Below are 23068 nucleotides of genomic sequence, written 5' to 3'. Positions count from 1 at the left end.
TTGATGGAAAAGAAGATTTCAGTTTACCGCTTCACTTGCGGGAAAATCGAGCGGCAGGGGCGCGGGGCGTTCAAAGGTCGTTTCCGGCTCGCAGAAAATATGTTCATGCGCGGACCGGAGGATGCACTCCATCACTTCCAGCGAATGCAGCGCCATATCGCCCGACGCGCGCGGCGCGCGGTGCTGCGCCAGTGCGTAGACCATGTCCACCAGACCGATGCCGCGCGGGTTTTCCGCATGGCTGACCGAATTGAACGGGTGGTGGTTGGGCACGATCGACCATGGCGTGTTCACATGTTCGGGACGGCGTTCCGGGTCGGCCCAGCGGTATTCCGCGGGCGTGCGCAGCAGCGTGTCGCCGCCGAACAGATTGGGGCCGGAGATCGGGTCCTTTTCGTCGATCAGCACGGTGCCTTCCGTGCCGTACAGCTCCATGCGCGGCAGCTCGGAATCCCAAACGTCAAAGCTGCACGTCAGCGTGACGACCGAACCGCAGTCGAATTCCAGAATGGCGTTGATGTGGGTGTCCACATCGACGGGCAGCACCTGTCCCTTGCTGGGACCGGACGGGACTGTGCGGGTGTCGGCGGCCTTGGTAGCCATCGCACAGACGCGCCGCACCGGACCGAGCAGGCTGAGCAGCGCGGTCAGGTAATACGGCCCCATGTCATACAGCGGGCCTGCGCCGGGCTGATAGAAAAAGGCGGGCGCGGGGTGGTGGAACTCGTGCCCGTGTCCGATGAAGTAGGCGCCGCCGCCCGTGATGCGGCCGAGTTTGCCGCTGTCGATCAGCTCGCGGATGGTTTGCAGCCGGCCGCCCAAAAAAGTGTCCGGCGCGCAGCCGAGCAGCAGCCCCTTTTCCTTTGCCAGCGCTACCAGCTCTTTGCCCTCAGCATAGGTCATGGCAAGCGGCTTTTCGGTATAGACATGCTTGCCGGCCTGGAGCGCCGCCAGATTATACTCGTAGTGCGCCTGCGGCGTGGTCAGGTTGAGGATCAGATCGACCTCCGGGTCGGCGATGACCTCCGCGCCCGAGGCGTACGCCTTGGGGATGCCGTGCTGCGCGGCCTTGCGCTGCGCTTTTTCCAGCCCGCGCGAGGCGCACGCGACGACCTCGACCGCGTCATATTTCTTCAGGTTATTCAGATAGACGTCGCTGATGTCACCAATGCCGATGACGCCGATGCGGATTTTCTCCATAGGGATGCAGCTCCTTTTTATGCCCGGCGTGGGGAGGCGCGCCGGGGTGGAATATGTGCTTGCCGGGTGGGTTTGCCCTTGCCAGACCATTATAAATCATGCGGATAAGCGTTTGCAATCGGTCGCCGGAATTTTCCAAAAACGGACGCGGGAAAACGGGCGGCGCGGCAGCGGTTTTCCCCATCCGCAGACCGCTTTGCGGTGCGCCTGCACCGGTGTGATTTCTGTCGTACAGGAATGGAGAAAGCGGGTGGGGAAAACGGCAAATTTGCAGACCCGGTGGGGAAAACAAAAACGTAAGTTTCATTCCGGTATCAGTATGACAACAATGTTGTTACCTTTGTTGTTTCGGTTCTACATTTGTGGTATATAATTCTTTGCCAGATAATTCGACACAAAATACAGCAATGAAGGGAACGGATGGAAATGAGGGCACAGTCCATAGTGGCCGGTGTTCTGGTGGCATTTTGCCTGGCAGGATGCTCCAGTCAGAAACAGGAAAATGAAGGGACCGAACTGGCAAATACGCCGGACGGACAAACACAAACACAGGTGCAGACGCAGCGCACGACATATGAGGATACCGCGCTGGTCGGCAACTCTTATATCGACAGTTTTTACACCTACGACGCGATACCGAAAGCGTCGTATTTCTATCGGGTGGGCCTGAACGTGAACAGCGTGTTTGAGCAGCCCATGATACAGGGTGCGGACACGCAGACGCCAGTCATCGACCTGCTGGAGGGCAAGGATTTTGCGCATATCGTCTTTTTCTTCGGCGAAAACGAACTCGGCTGGACCAACCGGGACGCTTTTACCGAAGAATACACCAAAGTAATTGAAACGGCGCGTTCGTATTGCCCGGACGCGACCATCTACCTGTCGGCGATTCCGCCGGTGTCGGCGGAGGCGTCCGCACGGAACGAGGACAACACCAATAACGATTCCATTCAGGCGTGCAATGCGGAGATCCGGCAGGTCGCGCAGGAGAATGACGCGGTGTATATCGACGCTTTTTCCGCGCTGGCCGATGAAAACGGCTGTCTGCCTGCGGACGCGGCGGCGGACGGCATCCATCCGGCCAAGGAATACACGGAAAAATGGGCGGCGCTCATTGAGCAAAGCATTGCGGAGGCAGAACAGGCATGAAACAGAAGATGAAGCGGTGTGCGGCAGCGTTTGCTGCCGCCCTTTGTGTGACGGCGGCGGGCTGCGGCAAGCAGCAGGCCGCGATCGACCCGGCGGACGCGCTGGAACAGCTCAAAAGCAGCACGACCTTTACCGACCAGATGAACGATATGGACAGCGCCGGCGCCTGCCGGTTTTACGATGTTTCGGCCGATCTGGTGCAGGACGGCGCGGCCTATGTCGGCAGCGGCGCGACCGCGGAGAGCATGGCGGTATTCCAGGCGACCGATACCGATGCGGCGCAGAGCATTGCCGACGTGCTGCAGACCTTCACGGACAGCTGGATCAAGGGCTATTCGGACTACAAGCCGGAGGAAGTGCCCAAGCTGGAAAGCGCCGTGCTCGAGCAGGACGGTGTGTATGTCGTTTTCTGCGTGACGGCGGACAACGCCGCGGCGAAAACGGCGGTGCAGGATTTGTTGCATCCGTAAAGGCGGTGCGACATTGAGCTTCGCCGGTTTGGCTTTTCTGTTTTTCTTCCTGCCGGTTGTTTTGGTGGGATATTATTGTTTTCCGCGCCGGTGGCGCAACGGGTTTTTGCTGGCGGCCAACCTGGTGTTTTATGGCTGGGGGGAACCTTGGTTCCTACCGGTCATTTTGCTGACGGCGGTCGCCAACTGGTGGATCGGGCGGCGTATCGCTGCCTGCGCCGAAACCGGTCCGCGCCGCCTGTGGCTGGTGACGGCGCTCGTGCTCGATCTGGGGCTGCTTGTGGTGTTCAAATACACCGGCTTTGTGCTGGACACGATCGGGCTGGGACAGGTGCTGGCAAAGCCGATCCCGCTGCCGCTGGGCATTTCATTTTACACCTTTCAGGTGGTGTCCTATGTGGTGGACGTCTATCGCAAAACCGCGCCCGCGGAGAAAAGCGTGGTGTCCTTTGCCACTTACATGACCTTTTTCCCGCAGCTGATCGCAGGGCCGATCGTGCGCTATGAGGAGCTGCGCGGGCAGCTGGGCGGCCGCGAGGAGACCTGGAACAAGATCGCAAACGGATTTTGCCTGCTGCTGATCGGACTGGGCAAAAAGATGCTGCTGGCCAACGCCATGGGGCAGCTGTGGAACGGCCTGCGCGCGCTGCCGGACGGCATCGGCGTTTTGGGCGCGTGGATGGGCGCGGCGGCGTTTACGCTGCAAATCTACTTCGACTTTTCCGGTTATTCGGATATGGCGCGCGGGCTGGGCAGCATGTTCGGGTTTGAGATCCCGGTCAACTTCCGCTACCCCTATGCCGCCGGGAGCGTCAAGGAGTTCTGGCGGCGCTGGCACATTACGCTCAGCCGCTGGTTCCGGGATTATGTGTATATCCCGCTGGGCGGCAGCCGCTGCGGCACGGTGCGGACGTTTGTCAACCTGTTTGTCGTGTGGGCGCTGACCGGCCTGTGGCACGGCGCGGCATGGAACTATGTGCTGTGGGGACTGTATTATTTCGTTCTGCTGGCGGCGGAGCGCCTGATCGGGGAGGCGCGGCTGGCGCGTATCCCGCGCGTGCTGCGGCACATCCTGACCATAGCGCTGGTCATGCTGGGCTGGGTGCTGTTCGCCATCGAGGACTTCGGCGCGCTGGCAGGCTATCTGCACGCGATGTTCTCGCTTTCCGGCGGGCTGATCAGCGCGCAGGCGGCGGTCTGGGTGCTGTCCTATCTGCCGCTGCTTGTTATTGCGGCGCTGGCTTCGCTGCCGCTGGCCGCGGACTGGGTGCGGCGCCGGGAGGACGCCCGCTGGGTGCATGTGGGCGCGCCGGTCTGGTGCCTATTACTGCTCGCGGCGAGCTGCGCGGCGCTGGTGGCGCAGAGTTACAACCCGTTTTTGTATTTTCGGTTCTAAAAGGAGACAACAAACATGCAGTTTCGGCATCCCCGCGCAGTGGCGCTGCTGTTCGGGGGCATTTTGATCGGCATGCAGGCGGCGTTCTGGCTGCTGCCGCACCGGTCCTTTTCGGAGAATGAAAAGCGCGTGTTGGCGCAGCGGCCCGCGGTCAGCGCGGCGGGGCTGGCGGACGGCAGCCTGTTTACCGATATAGAGCAATATCTGTCCGACCATTTCCCGGGGCGCGACGCATGGGTCGGGGTCAACGCCTATCTGGAACAGGTGGAAGGACGCGGCGCCGTTGACAGCATCGTCCGCGGAAAGGACGGCTGGCTGTTTCCCGCGCCGCTGTCGGACGACCGGCAGACCTTGCAGGACAACATGCAGGCGATCACCGCGTTTGCGCAGGCGCAGACCGTGCCGGTCTACCTGATGGCGGTGCCGTCCGCGGGCGCGGTGGTGCAGGATCAGCTGCCCGCGCTGCATCTGGATTACCCGGATGCGGACATGCTGGAGCAGGCGCGGCGCATCGCCGGGGACAGCGTGCACTGGCTGGACGTGCTGGGCGATTTCCAAAGCGCGGACGACCCGGACACGCTCTATTACCGCACCGACCACCATTGGACGACCGCGGGCGCGTACCGGGCGTACCGCCTGCTGATGCAGGAGCAGGGCGAGTCCTCCGTTATGGAGGATACCTTTGAAGTCGAGTGGGCGCCGGATTTTTACGGCACTTCCTATTCCAAAAGCGGCCTGTGGCTGACCCCGCCGGATGAGATCGCGCTCTGGAGCGACCCCGGCCTGCAAGCCGAGACCACGGTGTATGACGGCGACGGCCGCGAGCCGGTCGTGCACGAGGGGATGCTGTTCCGGGAGTATCTCGAGCAGGCGGACAAATATCCGGTGTTTTTGAGCGGCAACCATGCGCGCGTGCATATCCAGACCAATGCGGACACGGACAAACGGCTGCTGGTCGTCAAGGATTCCTATGCGCACGCGCTCGCGCCCTTTCTCGCGGAGGAATACAGCACGATCGACCTGATCGACCTGCGGTATTTCAAGCGGCAGACCATCTCGGACTGGCTGCGGGAAAACCCGGCGGACGACATCCTGTTCGTCTACGGTTTGAGCAGCCTTGCGGAGGACAAAAACCTGCAATGGCTGGCGTGATGCCATACAAAAAGAAAAAAGCCGATGTGCGGATGATCTACACATCGGCTTTTGGTTTGTGTGGGCGGGATTTCTCCCTTATTGGTTTTGCACCGCGTCCTGCAGGCGGGACAGGGCGGCCTCGTCCGGATGGGACAGGGCGGCGTCAAAGTTGTCGAGCATCATCTGTCGGCGCGGGCTGTCCTCCATCTGTTCATAGCGGGCGCGCACGGCCATGGGCATCTTGCCCTGGCACATGTAGCTGCCGCACACGGCCGCGCCCTCCGGCAAGTTGCGCCGCGCGGCGGACAGAATTTTGTCAAAGTATTCCGGCGCACCGCCAAAGCCCGCCGTGCCGAACAGGAACACCTCCTGCGTGGTCACGCGCGCGAGGAATGCCGCGGTGTCCGCGTCGCAGGTGCCCTTGTCCGTCCAGAAGCCGACGTAGATGCGGTCGGCGCGCAGCGCCGCGTCGTCCGGCGCGCCGAAATATAGGCAGTCGGCTGCGGGCAGGGTATCGCGGATGGTTTCGGCCAGCAGGCGGGTGTTGCCGGTCTTGCTGCTGTAAACGATTGCGTAAGTCATGCGTTGTCCTTCCTTTCATAGATGCAGTGAACCCCCTGGTGCGCCATCATGCCGCCCAGGCATTTCTTGTTGCAGCGCACGCAGCGATGGATTTGGGCTGCGTTTCCGGTGCAGACCTTGCGCGGCCAGTCCGGATCGGCGATCAGCTGGCGGCTCATCGCGGCGCAGTCGATGCGGCCGGAGGCCAGCTGCTGCTCGACAAAGTCGGGCCGGGTCAGGCCGCCGACGCCGCAGATGGGCAGTCGGGTCAGTTGCCGCACGGCGTCGCAGAACGGCAGAAAGCAGCCTTCCCCCGCGAAATACGGGTGGTTTGCGGGCGGGATGGTGTCGGTCAGCTCGCCGTGGTTCGCGAGCGTCACATGGAAGCTGGTCACGCCCGCCTGTTCGAGCAGCGGCACGAACACCGGCAGCTCTTCCGCCAGCACACCCGCGTTGCCGTAATGCGGGTTTTCCTGCCGCACGGCCAGCTTGTAGTCGATCGGGATGTCGGGCAGGCGGCGGCGCACGGCTGCGACCGCCTCGGCTGCGAAGCGTGCGCAGTTTTCCGGGCTGCCGCCGTATTCGTCCGTGCGGTGGTTGTAAACCGTGGAGCTGAAGCTGCCGCACATGCGGTCGCCGTGGATCTGCACCATGTCGAAGCCCGCCTTGCGGGCGAGCACGGCGGCCTCGCCGAAGCTCTCGGTGATTTCGCGGATCTTTTTGACCGGCAGGTTGGTGATATACGGCCCGACCTGTGCATTTAGCAGCGGACGCAGGTCGGCCGGGCTGATGCGCTTGGTCAGCACGCCCGGGATATACTTGAGCATCGCCTTGATATTGGAATCCGACTGGTGCAGCTGGGCGCACAGCAGGCAGCCCTCGGCGTGCACGGTTTGGGCGATGCGCTGATAGAGGGCAAAGCCCTTTTTGGTGTAGAGCGACGGGCCGAAACCGTGTTTGCGCACGGGCACGTCGCCGATGATGATCATCGCGCAGCCGCCTTGGGCGATGGCGCGATAGCGCGCGATCAGTTCGTCCTCGGGCAGGCCCATCGAGGTGGGGGAGAAAATGATGCGGTTTTTTAAGGTCAGCCCGCCGTAGTTGACCGGGCTGTTTATCGTCTCGTACATAGCTTGGTACTCGCTTCCTTTTGCTTGACTTTGGCGAGCAGCGTCAGCAGCTGCGCGCGTTCTTCCGGGGTGAGCGGCTGCAGGGCTTGGTCATCCCAGTCGAAAAAGACCTGATGGCTGGTTTCAAACGCCCGCATGCCTTTCTCGCTGAGCGAGAGGCGGTAGGCGCGGCCCTGCTTTTCCCGCAGGAAGAAACCGTCCTCCACCAGCCGCAGCGTGCTGCGCTGGCAGTAGCCCCAGTCCAGACCGAGGGCGCTTGTCAGTTCGGACTGCGTGCAGCCCGGATGCCGGCCGACATACAGCAGCAGGTACAGCAGCCCTTGGCTCAGCCCGATCTGCTCGAGCACATGTCCGGTGTAGGCGGCAAAGCTGCGGGAAAGTACGGTGGAATAGTATGCCAGGGTATTGACCATGTGGTGTGCGCTCCTTTCTTGACTTTGTCAAGTATAAGCCGAACACTTGACAAAGTCAAGAAGAAAAAGAGAAGTTTTCGATTTGTTCACAAATGCAAAAAACCCGAAGAACGCGGTGCTGCGTTCTTCGGGTTTGCGGGTCAGTCTTTGCCGAGGCGTTTGAGCTTGCAGATGCCCTGTGTCATGCTGCCCATCGGGCAGAACGAGCACCAGGTGCGCGGCCGGAACAGCACCATGGCGATCAGGCCGATCAGGAGCGAGGTCAGCATCAGACTGTAAAAGCCGAAGCTGAACTGCGCGACCCAAGCGGGCACGGTGCCCGCGGTGTACGCCCAGTCCCACGGCAGGCGGAAGGTCCAGAACAGCTTGATGCTTTCGCGCAGCGAGGACGCGCCCGCGCCGACCAGATAGGTCTGGAACAGCATGTTGCCGAACATGGCAAGGAAAAAGACCAGAAAGCCGTAGCGGAACCATTTGGAGCTCAGCCAGCGGGGCGCGGGCTTGCCGCGCGACAGCCCAAAGCGTCCGCCGAGCAGGGAAAACAGCTGTCCGCGGCCGCACAGGTTGTTGCAGAAAAATTTGTTGCCGCCGAACAGGGCAAACAGCAGCGGCAGGCCGAAGTCCAGCATGCCGAGCCACGCGAACAGGATGTTGAAAAAGCCGAGCACGAAAAACGCGATCGACCACAGCCATAAGTAGTCATACCAGTGCTTTTGCTTGTTCATGCCTGCACCTCCCGTTCGTGCAGCGTGATGCAGTCGGCCGGACAGATCTTGGCGCATTTTCCGCAGCCGACGCAGCGCAGCGCGTCGATGACCGCGTAGCAGCCATGGTGGATGCGGATGGCGTCGCGCGGACATTGCTTGGTGCACGCGCCGCAGGAGACGCAGCGGGTGCGGTCGGTTTGGGCAAATCGTTTGGACAGCATAAGTACCTCCGTGCAGGCTGATGCCTGATGTAGTGATAGCAACAGTATACGCGTTCTGCGGGCCGCTGTATGTGATTTGCTCACATAGCGCTTGACAGCGGCGGCAGCGCGGGGTATAATACCATCCGAGGGAATGAAGTTCTCCCGTGGCATGGCGCCAAAACCGCTGATTAGCTGATGACTTCTGCAAATGGTTTGCAGGGGCATCGGCTTTTTTTGTGCCTGCAAACGGGAAAACAAGGAGGAAAACAATATGTTGACAAGTCTTGCCCTGATTTTTCTGGTGGGGATGAGTTTAGGGTGGATCGTGACGCGGCTGCGGCTGCCCAGTCTGCTGGGCATGCTGCTGACCGGTATCCTGCTCGGTCCGTATGTGCTCGACCTGCTGGATGCGTCCATTCTGGGGATCTCGGCCGACCTGCGGCAGCTTGCGCTCATCATCATCCTGACGCGCGCGGGCTTGTCGCTCAATCTGGAGGATCTGAAAAAGGTGGGCCGCCCGGCGGTGCTGCTGTGCTTCGTGCCCGCGTGCTTTGAAATCGTGGGCATGGTGACGATCGCGCCGCACCTGCTCGGGATTTCGGTGCTGGATGCCGCGATCATGGGCGCGGTGGTCGCGGCGGTGTCGCCCGCGGTGATCGTGCCCAAGATGCTGCGCCTGATGGAACTGGGCTTCGGCACGCGCCGCAGCATCCCGCAGATGATTTTGGCGGGTGCCTCGGTGGACGACGTGTTCGTCATCGTCATGTTCACCGCGTTCACCGGTCTGGCGCAGGGCGGCACGTTCTCGCCCGCGACCTTTGTGCAGATCCCGATCTCGATCGTGACCGGCATCATCGTGGGGTTGGCCGTGGGCGTTGCCTTCGGCGCGGTGTACCGTCGCATCCATGTGCGCGACTCGGTCAAGGTGATCGTGCTGCTCAGCGTATCGTTCCTGTTCGTCGCGCTCGAAAACGCGGTCAAGGGCATCGTGCCGTTTTCCGGCCTGCTCGCGGTCATGAGCTGCGGCATTGCGATCAACCGCCGCCGTCCCGAGCTGGCCGCGCGCCTGTCGGGCAAGTACAACCGTCTGTGGGTCGCGGCCGAGGTGCTGCTGTTCGTGCTGGTCGGCGCGACGGTGGACATCGGCTATGCCGCGGCGGCGGGCGTGGCGGCCGTGCTGGTCGTGCTCGGCGCGCTGGTGTTCCGCATGGCGGGCGTGTTCGTCTGCCTGCTGCGCACGCCGCTGTCCGCGAAGGAGCGCCTGTTCTGCATGATCGCCTACACGCCCAAGGCGACCGTGCAGGCCGCAATCGGCTCGGTGCCGCTGACCATGGGATTGGGCTGCGGGCAGATCGTGCTGACCGTGGCGGTGCTCGCCATCCTGATCACGGCGCCGCTCGGTGCGTTTGCGATCGACCTGACCTACCGCCGCCTGCTTGGGCAGGCGGAAGCGCCGCAGCAAAGCGCGGCCTGAACACAGAAAAAGACGGCTTGAGAAGTCCTCAAGCCGTCTTTTGTTTTACTTTTCCTGAGTTTGCTGGCGCAGTTTGTAGTGCATCAGCTTGCCGGTTGCCGTGTGCGGCAGTTCCTTGACGATGTTGTAAATGCGGGGCCATTTGTAGGAGGACAGCATCGGGCTGTGCACACAGTAGTCTTTGAGCTCCTCCACGGTCAGGCTGTCGTCCGACGGGACGACATACGCCGCGACGACCTCGCCGCGCAGCTTGTCCGGGATGCCGATGACCGCGCTTTCCGCGACCTTGGGGTGTTCGTTGAGCACCGCTTCGATCTGGGTGGGGTAGATGTTTTCGCCCGCGGAGACGATCATGTCGTCCTTGCGGCCGGACACGGTGACGAACTCGTTTTCGTCCCAGGTGCCCACGTCGCCCGTGTACAGCCAGCCCTTGTAGAATTTCTTGGCCGTCATTTCCGGGTTGTTGAAGTAGCAGAACGCGCTCTTGGCGGGCGAGGAAATGATGATTTCGCCCGGGGTCTCGCCGTCGCGCGGCACGGTCTGGTCGGGTTCGGCATGTGTGCCGTCCTCGCGGATCTGCACCAGCCGCACGTCGTCGTCCGTGCACGAGCGACCGGCCGAGCCGGCCATATCCGGCAGGTCGAACGGGCGCAGGAAGGTGTTCCAGAAGGTTTCGGTCGTGCCGTAGCCGTTGAAGATGTTGGGGGTCAGCAGCTGCATGTATTTTTCACAGGCAGCCTTTTCAAACGGCGCGCCCATGGTGACGATGCCGCGCAGCGCGGACAGGTCGGAGGGCGAGCGCTCCTGCGTGCGGGCGAGCATCGCGATGATGGTCGGCACGCCGATCAGGAACGAGATCTGGTACTTTTCCGCGTACTCCAGACAGCGCTTGGGCGCAAAGTCGCGCAGGATGACGACCTCGCCGCCGGCGTACAGCGTCGGGCACGGGCCGCCCGAGTGGATGCCGCCGCGGTGGAACCACGGGGTCATGTTCATCGTGCGGTCGGTGGGGCCGAGCGGGAAGTGCATCATCACGTCGTGCGCGGACAGCACTTCGTTTACATTGTTGATCGGCACACCCTTGGGGCGGTTGGTCGTGCCCGAGGTGTACAGACGGGTGGTTTCGTCGTAGATATGCGGCGCAAAGTCGATCGGGGGATCGGTTTCGGGCTGGCCGAGGACGTATTCCTCATACCGGGTGTGGCCCGCGGGTGCGGCGGCCTCGCCCTTGTAATCGACCATGACGACGGTTTCCGGCTTGCACTGGCACATTTCGAGTGCGCCGCCGGACAGTTCGCCGAACTCCGCGTCATAGAAAAAGGCCTTGGGGCGGCTGTCGTCGATGACGAGTGCAATTTCGCCCGCGCCCTGCCGGTAGTTGACCGGGCAGGCGATCGCGCCGACCTTGTGTGCGGCCAGATAGCAGAACACAAACTCGGGCGAGTTGAGCAGGGTGAACATGACCACATCGTTTTTGCCCACGCCGTCCGCGCGCAGCGCGTGCGCCAGACGGTTGGCCTCGGCGTTGAGCTGGGCATAGGTCCAGCGGCGGCCGGAGATCGGGTCATGCAGCGCGGGGCGGCTGCCGAAGCGCGAAACATTGCGCAGGAAACCGTTCAGGTAGGTGAACCGCGTTTCGAACGTGTCGCGGAACATGGTGACATCATAGGTGTATTGATTCTGCAAAGTGGGATTCCCTCATTTCTGGTATTTGCTGACGATCACGCTGGAATTCTGTCCGCCGAAGCCGAGCGAGTTGCTCATCGCGGCGGAAATCTGCGCCGGACGGGCGGTGTTCGGCACATAATCCAGATCGCAGTCCGGGTCGGGGGTGGTCAGATGCAGCGTCGGCGGCAGCATGCCGGTCTGGATCGCCTTGATGCAGGCGATCGCCTCGGTCAGGCCGCCCGCGCCCATCAGATGGCCGGTCGCGGACTTGGTCGAGGACATCGGGGGCGCACTTTCGCGGCCGCCGAACACGTTCTTGACCGCAAGCGTCTCGGCCTTGTCGCCGAGCATGGTCGAGGTGCCGTGCGCGTTGATGTATCCGATGTCGGACGGCTGCATGCCGGCCTTTTGCAGCGCCAACTGCATGCAGCGGGCAGCGCCCGCGCCGTCCGGGCAGGGCGCGGTGACGTGGTGCGCATCCGAGGTGTTGGCGTAGCCCGCCAGCTCGGCGTGGATGTGCGCGCCGCGCGCAAGCGCGTGCTCCTCGGTTTCGATCAGCAGCGCGCCGCCGCCCTCGCCGATGACAAAACCGTCCCGCTCCGCGTCGAACGGACGGCAGGCGGTTTCGGGGTCGTCGTTGCGGCGGGAAAGCGCCTTGGCCTGCGACAGGCCGGACACGACGATCGGGCACAGGATGCTTTCGCCGCCGACCGCGAGCACGGCGTCGGCCTCGCCCGCGCGCAGCAGCATGGCGGCGGTCATGATCGCGTCGCCGCCCGCCGAGCAGGCGGTGTTGAGTGTCAGGCTCGGGCCGCGGATGCCGCGCGCAATGGCAATCTGCGCGGCGGCGATGTTGCCGATGGTCATGGGCACAAAGCGCGGGCCGACACGGTGGCCCGCGTCAAATGCGGCCTGCGTCTGCGCAACCGTGGTCACGCCGTCCATGGCCGTGCCCATGACGATGCCGATGCGCTCGGCCTCGGGTTCGATGGCAAGGCCGCTGTCCTCAAGCGCTTCCTGCGCCGCGGCGAACGCGAACTGCATGAACGGGTCCATGGTGCGCGCCAGGGTTTTGGGCATGTACGCCGTCGGGTCGAAGTCCTTCAGCTCGGCCGCGATCTGCACCGGCAGGTCGGACGCGTCAAAACGCGTGATCCGGCCGATGCCGCAATGGCCGGAAATCAGCGCGTCCCAGTAGGCGGAAACCCCGATGCCGATGGGCGTTACCGCGCCCATGCCCGTGATGACCAGTTTTTTCTCTTTCATATATGTTCCCCATTTATGATTGTACTTCCATGCGTTTCCCCGCGGCAGATTTCTGCTGCGCATACAGCGGAAACAGTGGATAAAGATGATTTATTTTCATCTATTATACCAGAAAGTGGCGAAAAGTAAAAGTGCATTTCGGGGGCGGATTGCACATTAAATGCTGTACAGAAGGACGGGAAAGTGTGCATTTGTGCCTGCAGCGGCGGGGGAGGCATCGGATGGGAAAAACAGGGGGGACGATGAAAAAATCCGGCCGTGGATACGGAAAAGCGCGGACCGGCCCCGGCCGGTCCGCGCTTTGAGGCGGTTTTGCGGGAAAAGGGAGGTGCGCAGGCGTCATTCATCCGTCCGCAGCCGTTCGACGACCGTGCGGCGCATGGCGCTGCGGCAGGTGATGAGCGGGATGACCAGTCCCAGCAGAACAAACACCGGCAGCAGCAGGGCAAAGGGCAGCAGCGTAAACCGGTAGGAGAAAAACCAGAACACGGTCGTACAGCCCGTGCCGATCACCGGGCCGAGCGTCACGCTCAGCGCGAGGCTGACCCCGAGCGCGAGCAGCGCGTAATACAGCCCTTCGAGCATCAGCATGCGTTTGAGCTGCCGCCCGGTCATGCCGATGGCTTGCAGCACGGCAAATTCATGCCGCCGCGTGAGGATGCCGGTCAGCACGGCGTTTAAGAAGTTGAGCACGCCGATCAGGCCGATGATCAGGCTGAGTGCGCTGCCCAGCGTCAGGAACATGGAGCGGAAGCCGTCAAACTCCGCCTGATAGGTCGCCTTGCTCTCGTAGTCGAACAGCGGCTGGACGTTTTCCGTATAGTTGGCCAGAAAGGCTTCCATGCTGCCGGTCGCCGCGTCCTCGGTGTCGAACACATAGGTCATAACAGAGCTGGTCTGCGTGTCCTGTTTGAACTGTTCCGCGCCCATGACGAACTGGTCCGCGCCGTAGAAGCGGTAGTCGAGCGAGCCGGGAACCAGCACAGTCGCCGCGACCGTGTATTCTTTGTCGCGGTAGTTTTTGGCGCGCGAGGCGACTGGGCGGTCGCCGTCATAGGCCGCGCCCACCTGGTCCGCCGGGATGACCTCGCCCGTGTCTGCGTAATAGTATTCATACGCTTCGACATAGCGAAGGTGCACGGTGTCGCCTACCTTGGCCCAGTGGGACTGCATTTCCGGGTCGCCGTAGTCGTCGGTCGTGTAGACCGCCGCGACCGCATTGGCGGTCGGGTCGGACAGGGCGGACAGGTCGCCGTCCAGTACGGTCAGCTTGGACAGCGGGAAGTCCTCCATGCCGTAGAGCTGGGCGCGGTCGGCCATCCGGCCGGTCTGGTCGTGGTCGGTATGCGCAATCAGCCAGTCCAGCGATTCCGCCGAGTAAAACGTGCTGTTGTTCCGGCGGAACCAGTCTTCCGCGATGAATTCCTGCACGCTGGACACCTGCCCATAGATGCGGCCGGAATCCGTGATGCCGCCCTGGGCGTCGATGTCCGCGATGACGTTTTCGGGCACGGCTTCGTCGGTCGAGGTGAAGTTTGCGCCGGTCTGGAAATAGGACGCGTCGCCCACGATGAAATCGACAGCTGATTTGTCCGCCAGATATTTGTCCATATCAAAGCCGATGGCGAAGGTGTAGGTCATCTGCATCAGCACGACCGCAAGCGCGAGCGAGATGACCGTGATGGTGGTTTTGCCGCGGCTGCGGCCGAGGTTGGCCCACGCCATGCGCGGCAGGCGCGCGCCCGACGGTTTACGGGCGGCCTGCTTGCCGTGTCTTGCCTTGCGCGGGCGCACGCTGGCATCGGTATAGCGCACGGCTTCGACGGGCGAGACGCGCGCCGCCATTTTGCCGGGTTTGCGGCAGGAAATGCGCACGGTCAGCAGCGAAAACACCGCCGCGCCGACAAAAATCAGCGGGTTGAGCGACACATAGGTCGTGGTGAACGACGTCTGCTCCATGATGATCGGCGTCAGCTTGACGCCGACCAGAAAGCCGACGACCCAGCCGAGCGGGATGCCGAACAGCGATAGAAGGTAAGCCTGCCGCCGGATCATGCGGCGGATCTGCCGGCCGGTCGTGCCGATGGTTTTGAGCAGCCCGTAAAAACGGATGTCGCTCGTCACCGAGATCTGGAACACGTTATAGATGATGAGATAGCCGGTGAACATGATGAGCAGCAGCATGGCGGCGAGCGCAATGATGGTCATGGGATCGGCTGCCGCGTCCATCTGCGCGGCGGTATAACCCCAGTTGACGCCGATGGCGATGTAGTCCTCCGCCGTCGGGTCCTCGCACTGGTAGCCGTGGTTTGCCAGCACCTGTTCCGCGTTTTCGCGGATGTGGAACGCGCTGTCGAACATCACGTCCAGATGCCACTTGCCCGTCTGGCTGTCAGGCGCGCCCGAGGAAAGCGCGCACAGCGCTTCGGCCGCCGAACGCGGCAGGATCACGTTGGAGGCGACGATCGCGCTGTCATACTCCCACCAGCCGGACAGGGTGAAAGTGCGCTCGACATATTGCGCATCCCAGGTGTTTTCGTCGATGCCGACCGGGATGGTAAATTTGGCGCCCACCTTGGGCTCGACGCCGAGCAGGGCCAGCACGCGGGTGTCGGTCGCGGCCTCGTCCGTTCCTTCGCGGGGCAGACTGCCCTCCACGGGCTGGATGAAATAGTGCTTGGCGTCGTTCGCATCCATGTAGCTGATCTCCACATGGCTTTTGTTGAACGGCGGCTCGCTGTCCGTCATGCCGACGAACAGGCGCGTGCCGTGTTCCTGGATCAGCGGGTCGTCCTCCAGCTCGAGCAGCTGCTTTTCGGTCAGGTTTTTGAAGGTGGCGTGCGCGTCGCCGCCCGCCTGCCGGAAGTTCTGCTGCTGAAAGGAGTAGTTGATCGACGCGCCGATGGTGAACAGCGAGGTAAACAGCACGGTCGTCAGCGCGATGGCGATGACCGCGATGAGGTTGCGGGTCTTGGCCGCCTTCAGGCTGCGGTCGGACAGGCGGCGGATGCATTTGCGGTTGGGTACACTCAGCATGTCGCGCACCCCCTTACGAATGGACGATCCTGCCGTCCTCAATGCGGACGATGCGGTGCGCGAGCTGAGCGATCTCCTCGTTGTGGGTAATCATGACAATGGTCTGGCCAAATTTCTCGCCCGTCACCTTGAGGAGCGCGAGCACGTCCTGACTCGTGCGGCTGTCGAGGTTGCCGGTCGGCTCGTCGGCCAGCACGATCGCGGGCTTGGTCGCCAGCGCGCGGGCGATCGCCACGCGCTGCTGCTGGCCGCCGGAGAGCTGACTCGGCAGGCTAGACAGCTTGCTTTCCAGCCCGAGCGTGCGGATGATCTCGTCCACATAGGCGCGGTCGATCGCGCCGCCGTCCAGTTCGATCGGCAGCACGATATTCTCGTATACGCTGAGCACCGGCACCAGATTGTAGGCCTGAAACACAAAGCCGATCTTGCGGCGGCGGAAGATGGTCAGCGCGTCGTCCTTCAGCGCAAAGATGTCGCTGCCGTCCACGAATACCTTGCCGCTTGTCGGGCGGTCCAGCCCGCCGAGCATGTGCAGCAGGGTGGATTTGCCCGAGCCGGACGTGCCGACCACCGCGACAAATTCGCCGCTTTCCACCGTCAGGTCCACGCCGTCGAGCGCGTGCACCGCGGTGTCGCCCGCGCCGTATATCTTGCGCAGGTCCTGCGTCTGTAAAACCGTCATAACCATGTTCCTTCCTGAAAAAAGTCTGTATTGCGCCGGTATTCCGGTACAATACAGACGATACCACAACAATCTGTCCAGAGCCTTTCCAAAATCTAACGGTTTTGTCACATTTGGCCGTCCCCGCGCGGCAGGAACAGCGAAAACGTGCTGCCCGCGCCCGGACGCGAGGATACCTTGATGTATCCGCCGTTTTCCGCGGCGATCTCGCGCGCAAGGTACAGCCCTAGACCGACGCCGGGCGCGTTCTGCGCGGCGGGCGCGCGGTAAAAGCGGGCAAACACGCGGCTGGTTTCCTCTTCGGTCAGGCCGATGCCGGTGTCGGCCACGTCGATGCGGCAGAACAGCTCGTACGGCACGACCGACACGGTCACCGACCCGCCCGTGGGCGTATATTTGATGGCGTTGTCGAGCAGATTGCCCAGCGCCTCCAGCGTCCACTTTCGGTCAAAGCATGCGATTTCATTCGCAGGCGTGCCGGATAATGTGATGCCTTTTGCCGCCGCCTTGGGCGTGGCTTCGCGCAGCGCGTCCGCGACGAGCGAGCCGACGCGGTCCGGCTTGGGGTGGACGGCGATTACGCCGGTTTCCAGCCGTCCGGCCTTGACCAGCGACTCGATCAGAAAGCGCAGCTTTTGCGCCTGCGCGGACAGCGCCTGCACGCAGTCGCGGCAGTCGTCGGGCAGCGGCTTGTCGCCCAGCAGCTCGGCATAAAGCAGAATATTCGAGATCGGCGTTTTGGTCTGGTGCGATACGTCCGCAATCAGTCCCTGCACGCGCGCCTTTTGCTCCTCCAGCTGCGCTTTGGAAGTGCCGCTAGCTTGCAGATAGCGCTGCATTTTGACCTCGACCGCGGACAGGCGGCTCTCGTCAAAGTGCGTCGCGGTGAACGTACCGCGGATTGCCTCGTCCAGCATGCGGTCGAGCGTATCCATCGTGCGGCGCACCCGATACCGGTCGTATGCGATGACGGCGGCCGCCAGCAGCACGGCGCAGGCCGCGATAATCCACGGCGTCATGGATGCACCGCCCAGCCGTAACCCACACCGTACACGGTTTGGATGGGTGCGTCCGCGCCCAGTTTGCGGCGCAGCCGCCCAACCGTGACCGAGAGTGCGTTTTCGTCCACATATGCCGCGCCGTCCGTCCAGATGCGGTCGATCAGCGTGTCGCGCGGCACGGTGTGGCCGCGGTTTTCGGTGAGCAGGCGCAGCAGCCGCTGCTCGGTCTGGGACAGCTGCACGGCGCGCCCGTCCGCGGAAAAGGAGAGCGCGTCAAAATCAAAGACAAAGCCGTCCTGCCGGAATACGGCGGGCGCTTTGACGGGCGCGGTGCGGCGCAGCGCGGCCTCGACCCGGGCGCGCAGCACGGCGAGTGAAAAGGGCTTGGTGATATAGTCGTCCGCGCCCAGCGTCAGGCCGGTGACGATATCGGTCTCGAGGTCGTTCGCGGTCAGCAGGATGACCGGCGGGCCGCCCGCCGCGCGCGTCTCTTCCAGCAGCGCCAGCCCGGAACCATCCGGCAGGTTGACGTCAAACAATGCCAGCGAAAAGGGCGTCTCTTGCAGCGCCTGCCGCGCCTGCGCGCAGTTTTTCGCAAGCGTGCAAGTGTGCGCCCCGTCCGACAGCGCAAGCACCAGCCCGCGGCCGAGCGTTGCGTCGTCCTCGACGATCAGAATGTGGCTCATGGGATCACCTCTTCGCCCTATTGTAGCATAAAACCCGCGCGCCTGCCAATGGGCAGCCGCGCGGGCAGGGGTCAGCGGTGGATATGCAGCGCGCAAACGAAATGACAAAGCCCAATGCAAAGCAAATCGGCGTAATGAACACGGATCGCATCAGAAATGCGGCTGTTGAGGCCGTCAAACCATCGCTGCCGCCCGAAAGGCCGACGGGGCGGATGGCCGTGTGATAAAAAGACAGGAGGGATCCCGTAATCAGGAATCCCTCCTACTGTTCAAGTTTGCAATCCTACGCGCTGATAATCATTCAACAGGGCAGTTGCCGCGGTGGAAAGATTACTTTGGGTTGCGGCCTGCATCAGCACGCCGACCGCCTGCCCGTGTTCCAGCAGGAACAGTTCTTCTGCCGTCTGCGTTTGCAGTTTTGCCGCAGCATCGGTCAGCAGGGCACGATCCGCTGCCACAGCGTCGGTTATGGTTTTGCCCGAGTGCTGCAGATACGGCACATCCGGTATCGGCATTGCCGAAACTTGCTCCAAGATGTGCTGCATTTCGTCAAGCTGTGCTTTCAGCGCAGTTTTGTTGTCCTTTTCGGCCATCAAACCGGCGGCAGCATCCGAATAGGCTTTGGCCTGTTCGCTGACAGCGGCCAGGTATTGCAGGCAGGCGGTGGACTGCGCTTCCGTCATTGGTGTGTACAGAGAAATCAAGGGTGCGTCCTGTGCGGTCGCATTGCGCCATGCGGGCTGCATGCCAATCAGCGAAGCAACGCTGCGCAGCGGCAGATAGGTGGTTCCGCGGTACAGCAGCGGATAAATTTGAGTGCCTGATGCCGTATAGAAGGTCTGCGGCTGACTGTCCAGCAGGATCGTCATATCCGGACGCGGCTGAATGGAGATAGACTCCCCGTAGGAATAGGAGAAGGATGGCGCAGAGGGGAGCGCCGTATGGAATGACGGCTCGACTGAGCCGGAGAGCGAAACGGTTTGCGTTGTGCCGTCCCAGCTGACGTTTTTTCCAAGCCATTCTCCGGCTGTCCGGACAGGCAGATAGAAACTGCCTTGATACAGGATCGTCGGCACTTCCTGCTGCTGTTCGTTCAATGCGTATACGCGAAGCCCGTCCACATGAAGTGTCAGAGGATACAGCTTTGCGGTTTCGTCCGCAGCGCTTGCCAACGGTACGGATGCCGCCACTGTCAGTGCAGCCAGTGTTCCACATAAGATTCGCTTGAACAGTTTCATATGGTTATCACTCCTTTGCTTTTGGCAGGTGTAATACCCCTTTACAGTGTTGTCAGAAATTCCGGAACCGCTGTTTGACGTTGTGCAGGTTCCAAACGGATGCAGAGGTTGACCGCCATTATTTCGTGTCACAATTGGATGTCTGTAGCATAACCGCTTTTTCTGTTGGACGCAAGAGGGTTGACGAAAATAGCAGGATTTTAGACGAAATTAGTAACTGCTTCCGATCGGGATATTTGTCCGGATATTTTTTTGATACACCATATTGCTTTACTCTAAAATCGGGGTTGTCAGCAGCAGAATATCGCTGACAAATGTCCCGTTTTCTTCGTAAAAGCGAATGAGACCATGGTATTTCTGCACAACCTTTCGGATGTTTTTGATGCCATAACCGTGTCCATCTGTCTGAGCCTTTGTTGTTTTTAAAGCGGGATTCTCCGCAAGAACCTCCTTTGGGATACTGTTGGTCAAAACAATAGAAACATAGGTGTCTTGCGGCTGAATATGCAGGCTGATTTGCTTGGTCTCCGTCTGTGCGGCTGCCGAGATCGCATTATCAAGTAGATTGCCGAACAATACGCAAATATCATCGGCACACATAAATTGTAGTGAATCGACGATGATTGCATCAAATCGAATACCGTATTGATGCGCACTTGTTTGCTTGGTGTTGAGAATCGCGTCTAATGCGTTATTCTCAGAAAAAATAATGTTCTTTTGCGAACTTTCCTGCTGATTCAGTAAGTTCTGAATATAGTTTTGTGCTTGTTGATGGTTTGCTGCATCAGCTTGCAGTAAATTTGCGATGCAAAGCAAATGGTTTTTCATATCGTGCCGCAGTGCTCGGATGTTTTCGTACATCCGTCGGATATCCTCTGCGTTTTGTTTGGCACAATCGTACTGCAAATTCAGAAGCTCGTAATCCTGTTTCAGCTGGCTGTTTCGGCTAAGCCGGAAAAATAAATAATATGTTAAAAGACTTAGTGTGAGGATGAGGCATATGGCGTAAAAAATCCTCTGTTGTGCGCCCGGATATCCAAGAGCAACATTCGTTAAAATCGAAACGGTGCAGATCGAAAGAATAGGAATCACGATCAAGGGAATGAATTCCAGTTTGAGCAAATTTGTGTCTGTTCTGATTTTGAGAATGATTCGTGTGATTTGGAAAAATAACACTTTCGACATGACAATCGCGGTGATCCGCACAAGAGTAAACTGGGTATATATTTCGCCTATTCCATCTTGTGTGATATGTCCTATAAAAAAAGCAGTAAAACTGCTCAGCAGAACAATACCCACCATGGTAAAGGCGGAGATGAATATCTTTGTACCGGGATTTCCCTTCAAAAGCAGTATACAAAAAGCGATGTTGATGAAAACTTGCATCAGGCTGGAAAGAATCTCAAAAGATTCATTCCATGAAAAGACGGTGATTGAAACGGTCGATACCATCCAAAACACGCAAAACCCTATGTATCGAAGAGAAGCTTGGAAACGGAAACCGAAATACTGCGTTAAAAATTCGAGAATCAGGAATGCTTCCAATGTGTTGACGGCAGTTTCAAACAGAAAATTCATATCCTCAAACTCCCTTTGTAATTCATAAAGGCCTCCTGCGTTCCTTCTAATTTGTTTCTGCTGATCGGAATGCTGCTGTTGTCGCTCAATACGATTTTCCCTTTGCCAAGTGCTTTGACATATTGCAGGTTTACAAGATAGCTGGCATGGCAGCGCGCAAAAAGTTTATGATCTGCTTGCTTTTCTACATCGTTCAACTTTCCGCGAAAGCGATATGTCAAGTCTTTTGTATGCAGGATAATGTAGTGGTCCTTGCTTTCAAAATATAGAATTTCAGATAACGGGATGCGATGCTGTGTATTAGAGATTGTAATTTTAATATATTTTTTGGTTTGCTCAAATTTTTCGATGATTTTATGAATAACTGCAGGAAGCTGGTCCATGTTGCTTTTCAGCAGATACCATATTGGCTCATGCACAAATGATTGAAACACCAGCGTTTCAATATTGGTCGTGAAAACCAACAGTGGTTTGTGTTCTGATTTTGACAGCCGTTTTGCAACAGAAAAGCCATCTTCATCTGGCATCTCAATATCAAGAAAAATAACATCAGCTGATTGCTGGCCTAATGCAAGGAATAAGGCTGCGCCTGATGCAACGCAAATAATTTCTGCCGCCTGCTTATATTGATCGAATGCCTGTTCCAAAGTACGATGGAACTGCTGTAAAAACAGTTTGTCGTCATCACAGATAATCACGCGCATAAAACTTTATTCCTCCCCAAAACGGTTTCTATATTTTGGGTCTACTATAACATGCTCGCAGCGGATATGTCGATATTCTCTTTTCGGAATATCGGGTTTGTCTGTGGTTTAAAAGCAAAAAACCGCCCATGCGAGCGGAAAGCCAATCACATAGACGGGTTTTTATATAACGTGCAGAAAGATGATGTCAAAACGTTTGGGCAAAGATTGGGCCGTTGACCGTTTCAAAAACGGATTCCAAAAACCATTTGACAGACATCAAAAATCTGGAAATTCTGAAAGCTGCAAAAAGTTATGAAAAAAGCAGCTTTTCATCAGAAAAGCTGCTTTTCAGGTGGCAGCCGAAGAAGGATTCGAACCCTCACAAACAGAGTCAGAGTCTGTCGTGCTACCTTTACACAATTCGGCTATATTTTTTTGTCGTCGTCCTTGCGACTTGTATAGTATACAACGGATGACGGGCAGTGTCAAGCGTTTTTTTAGAAAAATTGAAAAATTTGAAAGCAGCCGTCGGGCCTCCCGCGCGGGCGGGGAAAGCGGGAAACAGTCCCGCCTTCCTCATTCGCTGTTGGCGAGCGACTGGCGCAGCTTCTCGAGCGCCCGTTTCTCAATGCGCGATACATCGCAGCGCGGTTACGGTAAGCGGCCGCGCGCCGCAAAAAAATTCCCCCATTCCTCTTTACAGCGGGCCGCGATTCGTGATACATTTTAATACAGTATCGCGGAAAAATCTCCGCGCAACCTCCCGGAAAGAAGGAATCCCCTATGCCTACGCTGGAACAGATCCGCGCCACGTTTGCCGCCGATCGCTTTGCCACCGATGCTGCCGGCTGTGAGATCCGGCTGGCCGAGCCGGGCCACTCCGTCTGCGCCATGACGCTGCGGCCGCATCACCTTAACGCCGCTGGCACGCCGCAGGGCGGCGCGATCTTCACGCTGGCCGACTTCGCCTTTGCCGTCGCGGTTAACGCCTTTGCCGAAACCGTCACGGTTTCGCTGCAGCATGATATCACGTTTCTGTCCGCCGCGCGCGGCACCGAACTGATCGCCGAGGCAAACTGCGTCCGTTCGGGCCGCTCGACCTGCTTTTATACGGTCACAGTCGCCGACAACTTGGACACCGTGATTGCGGAGATGACGGTCAACGGTTTTGTCACCCGTAAAAAAATCGGGGAATAATTTTAGTCATTTTGCCCTTGACTTTAACAGATAAAAGTGATAAAGTGGATTTCGTAAATAACGCGATGAAGAAACCAAGTACGTCCCGTTCCCCTGGCCAGAGAGCTGCCGGTTGGTGCAAGGCAGTGCAGACGCGGCGACGGAATACTTTTCGGAGCGGTACCGCTGAACCGGTCAGTAGGCGGCAACGGGG

Annotated in this window: 22 protein-coding genes, 1 tRNA gene, 1 riboswitch and 1 other annotated feature (1 of these 25 cut by a window edge); of the genes, 7 read left to right on the top strand and 16 right to left on the bottom strand. The window is 59.6% G+C overall.

From position 1 onward, the window contains the following. Window positions 1-18: 18 nt before the first annotated feature. Complete coding sequence (locus tag EJL02_RS03820) at window positions 19-1200, bottom strand: Gfo/Idh/MocA family protein (RefSeq protein WP_125115098.1); 1182 nt, start codon at window positions 1198-1200, stop codon at window positions 19-21. Between the two features lie 46 nt (window positions 1201-1246). Between EJL02_RS03820 and EJL02_RS03815 the strand changes: the two genes are divergently transcribed. The 5 genes from EJL02_RS03815 to EJL02_RS03795 are packed head-to-tail and all read left to right on the top strand — an operon-like array spanning window position 1247 to window position 5367. Next, on the top strand, window positions 1247-1573 hold the full coding sequence (locus EJL02_RS03815) for a hypothetical protein (protein ID WP_125115097.1): 327 nt from the start codon (window positions 1247-1249) through the stop codon (window positions 1571-1573). A gap of 47 nt (window positions 1574-1620) precedes the next feature. Further along, window positions 1621-2349, top strand: coding sequence for a GDSL-type esterase/lipase family protein (locus EJL02_RS03810; RefSeq protein WP_125115096.1), 729 nt, complete (start codon window positions 1621-1623; stop codon window positions 2347-2349). Continuing rightward, entirely contained in the window at window positions 2346-2819 is a 474-nt protein-coding gene (locus EJL02_RS03805; RefSeq protein ID WP_125115095.1) for a DUF4358 domain-containing protein, read from the top strand. Before EJL02_RS03810 ends, EJL02_RS03805 begins: the two co-directional genes overlap by 4 nt. Before the next feature lie 13 nt (window positions 2820-2832). Further along, window positions 2833-4215, top strand: a complete 1383-nt coding sequence (locus EJL02_RS03800) for an MBOAT family O-acyltransferase (RefSeq protein WP_125115094.1) — start codon at window positions 2833-2835, stop codon at window positions 4213-4215. 15 nt (window positions 4216-4230) lie between these two features. After that, window positions 4231-5367, top strand: coding sequence for a DHHW family protein (locus EJL02_RS03795; protein ID WP_125115093.1), 1137 nt, complete (start codon window positions 4231-4233; stop codon window positions 5365-5367). 78 nt (window positions 5368-5445) lie between these two features. On the opposite strand, the gene bilS is transcribed toward EJL02_RS03795, so the two are convergent. From bilS to EJL02_RS03770, 5 genes are all read right to left on the bottom strand, one after another. Next, on the bottom strand, window positions 5446-5931 hold the full coding sequence (gene bilS, locus EJL02_RS03790) for a flavodoxin family protein BilS (RefSeq protein ID WP_125115092.1): 486 nt from the start codon (window positions 5929-5931) through the stop codon (window positions 5446-5448). After that, complete coding sequence (bilR, locus tag EJL02_RS03785; RefSeq protein WP_125115091.1) at window positions 5928-7040, bottom strand: bilirubin reductase; 1113 nt, start codon at window positions 7038-7040, stop codon at window positions 5928-5930. The genes bilS and bilR overlap by 4 nt, the downstream gene beginning before the upstream one ends. Beyond that, entirely contained in the window at window positions 7025-7453 is a 429-nt protein-coding gene (bilQ, locus tag EJL02_RS03780; RefSeq protein WP_125115090.1) for a bilirubin utilization transcriptional regulator BilQ, read from the bottom strand. Before bilQ ends, bilR begins: the two co-directional genes overlap by 16 nt. A gap of 140 nt (window positions 7454-7593) precedes the next feature. After that, window positions 7594-8178: a 4Fe-4S binding protein gene (locus EJL02_RS03775; protein WP_125115089.1), complete on the bottom strand. Its 585-nt coding sequence runs from the start codon at window positions 8176-8178 to the stop codon at window positions 7594-7596. After that, on the bottom strand, window positions 8175-8381 hold the full coding sequence (locus EJL02_RS03770) for a 4Fe-4S binding protein (RefSeq protein WP_125115088.1): 207 nt from the start codon (window positions 8379-8381) through the stop codon (window positions 8175-8177). The genes EJL02_RS03775 and EJL02_RS03770 overlap by 4 nt, the downstream gene beginning before the upstream one ends. A gap of 120 nt (window positions 8382-8501) precedes the next feature. Continuing rightward, window positions 8502-8575, top strand: a riboswitch (Fluoride riboswitch). 59 nt (window positions 8576-8634) lie between these two features. Here EJL02_RS03770 and EJL02_RS03765 point away from each other — a divergent pair. Next, a complete protein-coding gene (locus EJL02_RS03765; protein WP_125115087.1) occupies window positions 8635-9837 on the top strand; it encodes a cation:proton antiporter in 1203 nt (400 codons plus the stop codon). 45 nt (window positions 9838-9882) lie between these two features. On the opposite strand, the gene EJL02_RS03760 is transcribed toward EJL02_RS03765, so the two are convergent. The 10 genes from EJL02_RS03760 to EJL02_RS03715 all read right to left on the bottom strand — a co-directional run bounded on the left by EJL02_RS03760 (window position 9883) and on the right by EJL02_RS03715 (window position 22105). Next, complete coding sequence (locus tag EJL02_RS03760; protein ID WP_206426947.1) at window positions 9883-11523, bottom strand: class I adenylate-forming enzyme family protein; 1641 nt, start codon at window positions 11521-11523, stop codon at window positions 9883-9885. A gap of 12 nt (window positions 11524-11535) precedes the next feature. Then, window positions 11536-12771, bottom strand: a complete 1236-nt coding sequence (gene fabF / locus EJL02_RS03755; RefSeq protein WP_125115086.1) for a beta-ketoacyl-ACP synthase II — start codon at window positions 12769-12771, stop codon at window positions 11536-11538. Between the two features lie 339 nt (window positions 12772-13110). Beyond that, window positions 13111-15807, bottom strand: a complete 2697-nt coding sequence (locus EJL02_RS03750; protein WP_243114393.1) for an ABC transporter permease — start codon at window positions 15805-15807, stop codon at window positions 13111-13113. A 13-nt stretch (window positions 15808-15820) separates the two neighbouring features. Continuing rightward, on the bottom strand, window positions 15821-16489 hold the full coding sequence (locus tag EJL02_RS03745; RefSeq protein WP_125115085.1) for an ABC transporter ATP-binding protein: 669 nt from the start codon (window positions 16487-16489) through the stop codon (window positions 15821-15823). Window positions 16490-16596: 107 nt separating this feature from the next. Then, window positions 16597-17508 carry a sensor histidine kinase gene (locus tag EJL02_RS03740; RefSeq protein ID WP_125115084.1) on the bottom strand — a complete coding sequence of 304 codons (912 nt, stop codon included), beginning with the start codon at window positions 17506-17508 and terminating at the stop codon, window positions 16597-16599. Next, window positions 17505-18176, bottom strand: coding sequence for a response regulator transcription factor (locus EJL02_RS03735; RefSeq protein WP_125115083.1), 672 nt, complete (start codon window positions 18174-18176; stop codon window positions 17505-17507). Before EJL02_RS03735 ends, EJL02_RS03740 begins: the two co-directional genes overlap by 4 nt. A 269-nt stretch (window positions 18177-18445) precedes the next feature. After that, window positions 18446-19414 (bottom strand): copper amine oxidase N-terminal domain-containing protein, encoded by a 969-nt coding sequence (locus EJL02_RS03730; protein WP_125115082.1) that lies wholly within the window; start codon window positions 19412-19414, stop codon window positions 18446-18448. A 270-nt stretch (window positions 19415-19684) separates the two neighbouring features. Beyond that, window positions 19685-20992 carry a sensor histidine kinase gene (locus EJL02_RS03725; protein WP_125115081.1) on the bottom strand — a complete coding sequence of 436 codons (1308 nt, stop codon included), beginning with the start codon at window positions 20990-20992 and terminating at the stop codon, window positions 19685-19687. After that, window positions 20989-21696 (bottom strand): LytR/AlgR family response regulator transcription factor, encoded by a 708-nt coding sequence (locus tag EJL02_RS03720; protein ID WP_125115080.1) that lies wholly within the window; start codon window positions 21694-21696, stop codon window positions 20989-20991. The genes EJL02_RS03725 and EJL02_RS03720 overlap by 4 nt, the downstream gene beginning before the upstream one ends. 335 nt (window positions 21697-22031) lie before the next feature. After that, a tRNA-Gln gene (locus EJL02_RS03715) sits at window positions 22032-22105 on the bottom strand. A gap of 356 nt (window positions 22106-22461) precedes the next feature. On the opposite strand from EJL02_RS03715, the gene EJL02_RS03710 reads away from it, so the two are divergent. Beyond that, window positions 22462-22875, top strand: coding sequence for a PaaI family thioesterase (locus EJL02_RS03710; protein WP_125115079.1), 414 nt, complete (start codon window positions 22462-22464; stop codon window positions 22873-22875). Between the two features lie 56 nt (window positions 22876-22931). Further along, window positions 22932-23068, top strand: a binding site (T-box leader) (it continues 93 nt past the right edge of the window).

It is taken from the genome of Agathobaculum sp. Marseille-P7918, assembly GCF_900625105.1.
Taxonomy (GTDB): Bacteria; Bacillota; Clostridia; order Oscillospirales; family Butyricicoccaceae; genus Agathobaculum.
Note: the sequence above shows the minus strand (reverse complement) of the source record. Positions and strands in the feature narration are given on the sequence as shown.

Excerpts from the sequence above, each read along its gene's own strand:
- EJL02_RS03820 (WP_125115098.1), bottom strand. The coding sequence starts at position 1,200 with ATGGAGAAAATCCGCATCGGCGTCATCGGCATTGGTGACATCAGCGAC.
- EJL02_RS03810 (WP_125115096.1), top strand. The coding sequence starts at position 1,621 with ATGGAAATGAGGGCACAGTCCATAGTGGCCGGTGTTCTGGTGGCATTT.
- EJL02_RS03805 (WP_125115095.1), top strand. The coding sequence starts at position 2,346 with ATGAAACAGAAGATGAAGCGGTGTGCGGCAGCGTTTGCTGCCGCCCTT.
- EJL02_RS03795 (WP_125115093.1), top strand. The coding sequence starts at position 4,231 with ATGCAGTTTCGGCATCCCCGCGCAGTGGCGCTGCTGTTCGGGGGCATT.
- bilS (WP_125115092.1), bottom strand. The coding sequence starts at position 5,931 with ATGACTTACGCAATCGTTTACAGCAGCAAGACCGGCAACACCCGCCTG.
- bilR (WP_125115091.1), bottom strand. The coding sequence starts at position 7,040 with ATGTACGAGACGATAAACAGCCCGGTCAACTACGGCGGGCTGACCTTA.
- bilQ (WP_125115090.1), bottom strand. The coding sequence starts at position 7,453 with ATGGTCAATACCCTGGCATACTATTCCACCGTACTTTCCCGCAGCTTT.
- EJL02_RS03775 (WP_125115089.1), bottom strand. The coding sequence starts at position 8,178 with ATGAACAAGCAAAAGCACTGGTATGACTACTTATGGCTGTGGTCGATC.
- EJL02_RS03770 (WP_125115088.1), bottom strand. The coding sequence starts at position 8,381 with ATGCTGTCCAAACGATTTGCCCAAACCGACCGCACCCGCTGCGTCTCC.
- EJL02_RS03765 (WP_125115087.1), top strand. The coding sequence starts at position 8,635 with ATGTTGACAAGTCTTGCCCTGATTTTTCTGGTGGGGATGAGTTTAGGG.
- fabF (WP_125115086.1), bottom strand. The coding sequence starts at position 12,771 with ATGAAAGAGAAAAAACTGGTCATCACGGGCATGGGCGCGGTAACGCCC.
- EJL02_RS03750 (WP_243114393.1), bottom strand. The coding sequence starts at position 15,807 with ATGCTGAGTGTACCCAACCGCAAATGCATCCGCCGCCTGTCCGACCGC.
- EJL02_RS03745 (WP_125115085.1), bottom strand. The coding sequence starts at position 16,489 with ATGACGGTTTTACAGACGCAGGACCTGCGCAAGATATACGGCGCGGGC.
- EJL02_RS03740 (WP_125115084.1), bottom strand. The coding sequence starts at position 17,508 with ATGACGCCGTGGATTATCGCGGCCTGCGCCGTGCTGCTGGCGGCCGCC.
- EJL02_RS03735 (WP_125115083.1), bottom strand. The coding sequence starts at position 18,176 with ATGAGCCACATTCTGATCGTCGAGGACGACGCAACGCTCGGCCGCGGG.
- EJL02_RS03730 (WP_125115082.1), bottom strand. The coding sequence starts at position 19,414 with ATGAAACTGTTCAAGCGAATCTTATGTGGAACACTGGCTGCACTGACA.
- EJL02_RS03725 (WP_125115081.1), bottom strand. The coding sequence starts at position 20,992 with ATGAATTTTCTGTTTGAAACTGCCGTCAACACATTGGAAGCATTCCTG.
- EJL02_RS03720 (WP_125115080.1), bottom strand. The coding sequence starts at position 21,696 with ATGCGCGTGATTATCTGTGATGACGACAAACTGTTTTTACAGCAGTTC.
- EJL02_RS03710 (WP_125115079.1), top strand. The coding sequence starts at position 22,462 with ATGCCTACGCTGGAACAGATCCGCGCCACGTTTGCCGCCGATCGCTTT.